This window comes from Nocardia sp. NPDC005998, from assembly GCF_040614395.1.
Lineage (GTDB): Bacteria > Actinomycetota > Actinomycetes > Mycobacteriales > Mycobacteriaceae > Nocardia.
In genome coordinates this window covers 61,474-69,052 of sequence record NZ_JBEXUI010000035.1, presented here as the reverse complement: position 1 = coordinate 69,052, position 7,579 = coordinate 61,474, and the positions used below count along the sequence as shown (strand labels likewise).

The window sequence follows — 7,579 nt, the reverse complement described above, 5'->3', positions numbered from 1 at the left end:
AACGCCGCCGATCGGACACGCGGTGTGCGCGACGGGACCGGAGGCGGTAGCGGAGCGTAACCACGGAGGGACCCGCGAACGCCGCCGATCGGACACGCGGTGTGCGCGACGGGACCGGAGGCGGTAGCGGAGCGTAACCACGGAGGGACCCGCGAACGCCGCCGATCGGACACAGCATGCGAAGATCGGGATATGTCCAGTCCTGCTCAGACGACCCCGGCCGCTGATCGCAAACAGCGGGTGCTGTCCGGGATCCAGCCCACCAGCGCATCTTTCCATCTCGGCAACTACCTTGGGGCGCTGCAGTACTGGGTGACCATGCAGGACGACTACGACGCGCTCTACTTCATCCCGGATATGCACGCGATTACCGTGGCGCAGGATCCGAAGGAACTGCGCGCCCGAACCAAGGCGGCGGCCGCGCAGCTGCTCGCGCTCGGCATCGACCCCAAGCGCTCCACGCTCTTCGTGCAGAGCCAGGTTCCCGAGCATGCCGAGCTGACCTGGGTGCTCAGCTGCATCACCGGATTCGGCGAGGCCAGCCGGATGACCCAGTTCAAGGACAAGTCGGTTAAACAGGGCGCGGAGAACGCCAGCGTCGGACTGTTCACCTATCCGGTGCTGATGGCCGCGGACATCCTGCTCTACCGTGCGCATCAGGTGCCGGTCGGCGAGGATCAGCGCCAGCATCTGGAGCTGACCCGAAATCTGGCCCAGCGCTTCAACACTCGGTTCAAGAAGACGTTCGTGGTGCCGGAGGCGCATATCGTCAAGGGCACCGCCAAGATCTACGACCTGCAGGATCCGACCTCGAAGATGAGCAAGTCGGCCTCCACCGACGCCGGTCTGATCAACCTGCTCGACGATCCGAAGATCACCGCCAAGAAGATCCGTTCCGCGGTCACCGATACCGAGCGCGAGATCCGCTATGATCCGGAAACCAAGCCCGGCGTCAGCAATCTGCTGGTGATCCTCGGTTCGCTCAGCGGCACCCCGATCGTCACGCTCGAACGCGATTATGCGGGTAAGGGTTACGGCGATCTGAAGTCCGATGTCGCCGACGCGCTGGTGGAATTTGTCACGCCGCTGCAGGCAAAGGTGCAGGAGTACCTGGCGGATCAGGCTGAACTCGACCGCATTCTCATCGCCGGTGCCGAGCGGGCGCGCGAGATCGCCGGCAACACGCTGGCGCAGGTTTACGACCGGGTGGGGTTTTTGGCTCGCTAGCGGGGAATACCGGTATCGACCGCTTGCGGATCAACACCGTGGTCTCTGTTGAAGGGGCGTGACAGGTGCAGGTGATCGACAATGTCAAGGCGTCGGTAGAACAACGGATCCAGTCGCGGCCGTGGCTCGATCATCTGGTTCGGGCAGGCGAGCGGTATCAGCGGCAACGCGGAGACTATTACGCGGCTGGGATCACGTATTTCACAGTGCTGTCGCTGTTTCCGCTGTTGATGGTCGCCTTCGCGGTCGCCGGATTCGTGCTGTCCGGTCATCCGGACACGTTCACCGATCTGCAGAACAAGATCGTGGAGAACATTCCGGGATCGCTCGGCACGCAGATCAACGATCTGATCGAAAAGGCGGTGCGCTCGCGCGGCACCGTGGGCACACTGGGTCTGCTGGTCGGTGTCTACACCGGGCTCGGCTGGATGGCGAATCTGCGGGCGGCACTGACCGAACAGTGGGAGCAGAAGAGCCCCGAACACAATTGGTTGTTCAACAAGATCTCCGACCTCGGTGCGCTCATCGGTCTCGGGCTGGCCTTCGTCGTCTCGATCAGCCTGTCCGCGCTGGCGTCGAGCACCCTCGGTGCGCGCGTGCTGATCACGATCCACCTGGAGGATCTGCCGGGGGCACGGCTGATGCTGGTGCTCATCTCGATGCTGCTCGGCTTCCTCGCCTCCTGGGCGGTACTCGCCTGGATGATCGCGCGTCTGCCCAGGGAGCCGGTCACCCTCCGCAGCGCCGCACGGGCGGCGGCACTGGCCGCGGTGGTTTTCGAGATCTTCAAATACGTCGCGTCGTTCTACCTGCAGACGGTCCTGACCAGCCCCGCCGGTGCAACATTCGGCTCGATCATCGGCCTGATGGTGTTCACCTACATCACCTACCGAATCCTCCTGTTCGCAACCGCCTGGGCCGCGACGGCATCGGAGAATGAGCCCGAACCCGAAATTCCCCCACCCGCAGCCGCCATAATCGTGCCCCGCACGAGCACCCCGACTTCAACGCTGACCGGTGCGGCCTACTTCGGCGCGGGAGCCCTTGCCGCCCTTGTGCTTTCGGGGTTGCGCCGCCGCTGACACGCAGTGATGTGAGTCACCCGACCCGCCACAAGTCCGGCGCCGCACGCTACTCCGGTGTGTGTTCGCGCCGACTGCGGCAGGACCCCGGTCCGAACCCACAGGATCGAAACCAATCGAGACTGCGTCGAGGGCATCGACGGTGCTGTCCGATTGTCCATTGGGATCTCGTCAGCCTGTTTTCCTCCCGTGCTCACCGGCTGGGGAGGGTGGTGAGGGGTGGGGTTTCGATGGAGCGCACCTGCTGGATGTTCAAACGTGAAGCGATGGCGAGGATTTGGATGGTTGCCGCACCGCCGCCACTGATGTCGGCGAATTCGAACTGGATCGCGTCGGGGTAGCCCTGCTGGTTCTCGAGGGACCATACCCATCGGACGGCGCGGCCGATGGCATCGTGCCAGGGGGCCAGCGCCGCCGCGTCCACGGTGCGCAGGCCACTGTCGTCGATGGCCGCGGTTTCGACTAGTCGCACGGTGTCATCGTCTTCGTGGACGAGCACGGACCATCGTCCGTGCTCGAATTCGAGGTCGATGCGCAGGATGTCGCGGGGCAGATCCGGGTCGAAATGGTAAGTGGCGGCGCGAAGTCGGCCACCCTGTTCAGCGATCGCGGATCCTACTTCCGACATGGAACCGACTTTCCTCTACTTGTTGCCGAGGCCACCCGACCGCCCCGAATCTTTGCTCGCGCGATGGCCGGCCTACGACTTCGGGCTGCCGGGTGTGCTCGACGGCCTCGAGGCGCCGCTGCACGGGCCGTGCGTCCTGACGATGAGAATCAGGTGCGGCCGTCGCCGGAGTGGCCAGCCAGCAGCTTGCTGAACGGTGTCACGGCGGCGAGAGAGTTGCCGGAGGTACGGTGGCGCGGCGGTATGTCCGGCAGCAGGCCCGCTACCGCAGGCGGTTCGGCAACGATCAGCGTCGCGAGTTCGGCCGCGGCACGGTGGATGCGTTCGGTCAGCCCGGTCGATCCGAAATCTGCTGTCGCAGCGAAGACTCCGGTCGGCACGACAACCGCCCGCAGGTAGGTGAACAGCGGACGCATCGCGTGATCGAGTATCAGCGCGTGCCGTTCGGTCCCGGCGGTGGCTGCGATCAGTATCGGCATGCCGTTGAGGGCATCGGTGTCGAGGATATCGATGAACATCTTGAACAGACCGCTGTAGCTGGCGGCGAATACCGGAGTCACGGCGATCAGGCCGTCCGCAGCAGAGACCTTCTCCCGGGCCGCGGCGACGGCGGGTGTGGGCAGCCCGCCGGTGATGACCGTGGTGGCGAGATCGGTGGCCAATTCTCGAATTTCGATCACCTCGAGCTCGATGCTCTCGCCGCGCCCGCCGACCGCCGCGGAGACGGCGGCGGCGAGCTGATCGGCGAGCATCCGCGTCGACGATGGTTGCGATACTCCGGCACTGAGCACCACGATTTTGCGGCTCAACGGCTCAACTCCGATTCGATACGCTCCCGAGCAGGCTCCACCAGATGGTATGGGGCATCGGGGCCCGCCGCGACCAGGCTGCTGTGAGTGGGCGGATCGCTGGGCACATGCTGTGGGCGGCGCGACTCGAATTCCGTGCGCAACACCGGAACAACCTCGCGGCCCAGGATCTCGATCTGGTCCAGCACCACCTCCAGTGGCAGCCCGGCATGGTCGATCAGGAACAGCTGGCGCTGATAGTCGCCGACGTAGTCGGCGAAACCGAGCGTGCGCTCGATAACCTGCTCGGGTGTTCCCACGGTCAGAGGAGTCAGCTCACTGAAGTCCTCCAGCGAGGGCCCGTGACCGTACACCGGGGCGTTGTCGAAGTAGGGACGGAAGAACTTCTTCGCCGCCGCTTCCGTCTCGGCCATGAAAACCTGCCCGCCCAACCCGACGAAGGCCTGGTCGGCGGCGCCGTGCCCGTAGTGCTCGAAGCGCTGCCGGTACAGACGCACCATCTGCTCGGTGTGCTCCTTGTTCCAGAAGATGTTGTTGTGGAAGAACCCGTCGCCGTAATAGGCCGCCTGCTCGGCGATCTCCGGGGAGCGGATCGAACCGTGCCAGACGAACGGCGGGGTCCCGTCCAGTGGCGCGGGCGTGGAGGTGTAGCCGCGCAGCGGGGTGCGGAACTTGCCCTCCCAATCGACTCGTGGTTCTCGCCACAGCCGTCGCAGCAGATGGTAGTTCTCGATCGCCAGCGGGATACCGTCGCGGATGTCTTTGCCGAACCACGGGTACACCGGTCCGGTGTTGCCGCGGCCGAGCATCAGATCGACCCGCCCGTCGGCCAGATGCTGCACCATGGCGAAGTCTTCGGCGATCTTGACCGGGTCGTTGGTGGTGATCAGCGTCGTTGCGGTCGACAGGATCAACCGCTCGGTGCGGGCGGCCAGGTAGCCGAGCATGGTGGTCGGCGACGACGGCACGAACGGCGGATTGTGGTGCTCACCGGTGGCGAACACATCCAAGCCGACCTCTTCGGCCTTTTCGCCGATCGCGATTATCGACTTGATCCGCTCGGCTTCGCTGGGCGTCCGACCGGTGGTCGGGTCGGTGGTGACGTCACCGATGGTGAAGATTCCGAACTGCACGGCCTCTCCTCGGCTTGCATTTGGTGGATATGGCAACCAAGTGAACCGTGGTGCCTTGCCGGTTATTCCGACGAGTCCCGCAGACGTCGATCGGGGTCGGATGGTGCGTCCGAAACGACAACTTCAGCGCGTAGACCTGCTGTTCCAGGGCCGCCGCCGAGACTGCGATCCGACGCGGATGGGCGACGCGTGCGGGTTGTCCTACGGGGCGTTCGCTGCATCAGGACACACTGTCGGGTCCGAGTCGAACCAGCCGCGCCCACATGGCGGCCATCAACCCTGGCATGTTCATTCCGGCTGGGGCGTGCCACCGGCAGCTGGCGTCGAGCGCGCTCGGTGCGCGGGTGCTGATCAACCTGCACCTGTCGGAGCTGCTCGGCGCGCGGCTGGTGCTCGTCTCGATACTGCTCGGCTCCCTCGCTTCCCGGGCGGTCTTCGTGCGGATGATCGCGCGCCTGCCGCGCGAGCTCGACAATCGGAACATGGTCCGAGCGATCACGGTTCGCTCCCGGGCGCGCGACGCGGCGCGCTTGCATTGCGTCTACCCTATTTTGGGAACTCTTCGATTTGGATGCTCCAGTAGGTGTCGTTTTCCGTTGTTCCCACTGCCGTCCGCTCCACGGCTTTCACCTCAGACTCTGGCGTTGCGCCCCTATAAGCCGCGTACCGTGGGTTGCGGTCACTGTATGCGTACACGACTCTGCCATTATTGACGAATACTTGTATGAGAGAGTCGGACATAAAAGGGAGACCCCACCAGTCCAATCCCTTCGTCCCGAGACTATTGTTGAGGCTGTCCTTTGTGGCGGACGAAAAGCTGTACATCCGGTCCCATGAACCCACTGGAATCCCGGATTCGGTAATAAGGTCCCCGAGTCGGGCTGTGCCCCGAGAGTTCCGAACGTGTTCGAATGCTTCCGCCAGAGCTGGACTCTCTTGTTCGACGATGACCTTTTCGTCGGACGACGACAGACCGCACCCGGCGGGCAGGAGCAGGATTGCCGCCAGTCCGAGTACAGAGAGCAGACGCTTACTGGGGGTCAGATTACTCCGCATGAATTCCTAACTGAGCTAGATCATTTGGGTGACAGTCATTTCTCGGCCACAGGGGCGCCCGGCAAGCGGCTGTCCGGCTGGTCGTCGAAGGCCGCCGAGTTCACGGCCTCGCCGATCTTCACCTGGTTGGTCCAGTTCAGATTCATATTCTTGTCGATCAGTACTGTGTCGCCTCGCAAGACAGCTTCTTTGACGACATCGCTCAAGTCGCTCCCAAAGGGGCTGTACCCATTTTTTGTCGGATTGTCGACGGCAATCTTGCGCCCAACCTCGTTGTTGTACAGGTCCATCGCCTCGCGCACCGAGCGGTTGTCGTCTCGCATCTCGTGCTTCGAGGTGTATTCCTTGGTCCAATCCTCGCCGAATTCACGGGTCAACAGGGCATTCCAGTAGGCATGGCGGAACGCGTCGGTGTGGTTGTCCTGGTTATTCATAACAGGCTTGCCGTCCTTATCGAACACAGGGTTGCCTGCGGAATCCAGCATCTGTACCGGAGGAAATACCTTTTCGGCTTCCTCCTGCGCTTTCTCCGAAATCTGTTTGAATTGCCACTGGTCCCAAAGGCTCAAGTTGTTCAGCATTTCCGCCTCCGCAGCGGTGACCTGCTTGGGCTCGATGTCGATCGTTCCCAGGGACCACTTCTTCCACTGCGCAACCTTGTCGGGGTCAGGCCACATCACATAGCGCTTGTCGCCGTCATCGACTTGGTATGAGGTCAGGATGGTTTCGAGGTCACTACCCACCGGCACCGGAACATCAGCGAACACCTTTTCGATCGCTTCCCGGGCAGCCCCCGCGGCATCGCCGGCCTCCCGAAGGCACTTCTTGATCTTGTCCTCGTACTGGTTGGCGATACGCGTCACCACCATCCTGGCGATTATCGGACTGCCGAAGTCGTTTTCCTGCGCAATCCATGCGAGCACGTCTTCGGAGAAGCTAACCGTGCCGTTCTCGGCGACGGTGAACCGCGCGTCCTCGGCATCCTGAATCGCATTGACCGCAGCGGATTTGGCGGAACTGAGCGAGGCGATGATCTGTGACGTGGATTGCTGAGCGTTGTCGAAGGCCGAAACCACCTTCGACAACGACGATTTAGCTTCGTCACCCTTCCATCGCATCGAGTCTCCAGCGCCGCCGCGCCAGAAACCCGGGGAATCCGCGAGCTGCTGGGAGACGACGGTGCGCTGCTCGGTGATCTTCTGTGCGCGTTGGCCCCATTCCCCAGCTTGGGAGGTCAACGCATCGAAGGTCCAGCTGCGGATTTGAGTCTTCGTCGGCGGTACCCAGCTCATCGCGGACCGGACTCCAGCGATTCGGACAACTCGGCGATTCGTTGCGCCTGCTCTTGTTGCTGCCTGTTGTACTCCGCGATGCAGATGCCCGCCGAGTCGTTGATCTCCTTCAGCTGGACGTTGACACCGCGGACGCTGAGCTCGGCCCGTGCACCGGCCTTCATGAAGGCGTGCCCGAGGCCGGACCCGGGCAGCGCATCCTCGATAGCCCACATGAAACTCGTCGCCTTCACGGCAGCAAGTTCGTCATGCGCAGCGTTCAACACGGCAACCATGCCCTCGAGCGCTGCCTGATCCACATACAGATCGGACACTCGCGACCCCCTCACCACGAATCTTGTCCCACGAAATG

8 protein-coding genes are annotated in these 7,579 nt (G+C 63.2%); 3 read left to right on the top strand and 5 right to left on the bottom strand.

Annotated features, from left to right (window positions below; genetic code table 11):
* Nucleotides 1-192 precede the first annotated feature (192 nt).
* Entirely contained in the window at nt 193-1,227 is a 1,035-nt protein-coding gene (gene trpS, locus ABZ293_RS32890) for a tryptophan--tRNA ligase (RefSeq protein WP_355187063.1), read from the top strand.
* A 65-nt stretch (nt 1,228-1,292) separates the two neighbouring features.
* Nucleotides 1,293-2,309: an inner membrane protein YhjD gene (gene yhjD / locus ABZ293_RS32885; protein ID WP_355187061.1), complete on the top strand. Its 1,017-nt coding sequence runs from the start codon at nt 1,293-1,295 to the stop codon at nt 2,307-2,309.
* Nucleotides 2,310-2,502: 193 nt separating this feature from the next.
* Here yhjD and ABZ293_RS32880 read toward each other — a convergent pair whose 3' ends face one another.
* The 3 genes from ABZ293_RS32880 to ABZ293_RS32870 all read right to left on the bottom strand — a co-directional run bounded on the left by ABZ293_RS32880 (nt 2,503) and on the right by ABZ293_RS32870 (nt 4,879).
* Nucleotides 2,503-2,937 carry a DUF6334 family protein gene (locus tag ABZ293_RS32880; protein ID WP_355187059.1) on the bottom strand — a complete coding sequence of 145 codons (435 nt, stop codon included), beginning with the start codon at nt 2,935-2,937 and terminating at the stop codon, nt 2,503-2,505.
* Between the two features lie 149 nt (nt 2,938-3,086).
* Entirely contained in the window at nt 3,087-3,746 is a 660-nt protein-coding gene (locus ABZ293_RS32875; protein WP_354961263.1) for an FMN reductase, read from the bottom strand.
* The gene (locus tag ABZ293_RS32870) at nt 3,743-4,879 is read right to left on the bottom strand and encodes an LLM class flavin-dependent oxidoreductase (protein ID WP_355187057.1); all 1,137 of its coding nucleotides are present in this window, start codon (nt 4,877-4,879) and stop codon (nt 3,743-3,745) included. Before ABZ293_RS32870 ends, ABZ293_RS32875 begins: the two co-directional genes overlap by 4 nt.
* A gap of 263 nt (nt 4,880-5,142) precedes the next feature.
* On the opposite strand from ABZ293_RS32870, the gene ABZ293_RS32865 reads away from it, so the two are divergent.
* Nucleotides 5,143-5,592 carry a hypothetical protein gene (locus tag ABZ293_RS32865; protein ID WP_355187055.1) on the top strand — a complete coding sequence of 150 codons (450 nt, stop codon included), beginning with the start codon at nt 5,143-5,145 and terminating at the stop codon, nt 5,590-5,592.
* Between the two features lie 378 nt (nt 5,593-5,970).
* Here ABZ293_RS32865 and ABZ293_RS32860 read toward each other — a convergent pair whose 3' ends face one another.
* Nucleotides 5,971-7,227: a hypothetical protein gene (locus ABZ293_RS32860; protein WP_355187054.1), complete on the bottom strand. Its 1,257-nt coding sequence runs from the start codon at nt 7,225-7,227 to the stop codon at nt 5,971-5,973.
* A complete protein-coding gene (locus ABZ293_RS32855) occupies nt 7,224-7,541 on the bottom strand; it encodes a hypothetical protein (RefSeq protein ID WP_355187052.1) in 318 nt (105 codons plus the stop codon). The genes ABZ293_RS32860 and ABZ293_RS32855 overlap by 4 nt, the downstream gene beginning before the upstream one ends.
* Nucleotides 7,542-7,579 lie beyond the last annotated feature (38 nt).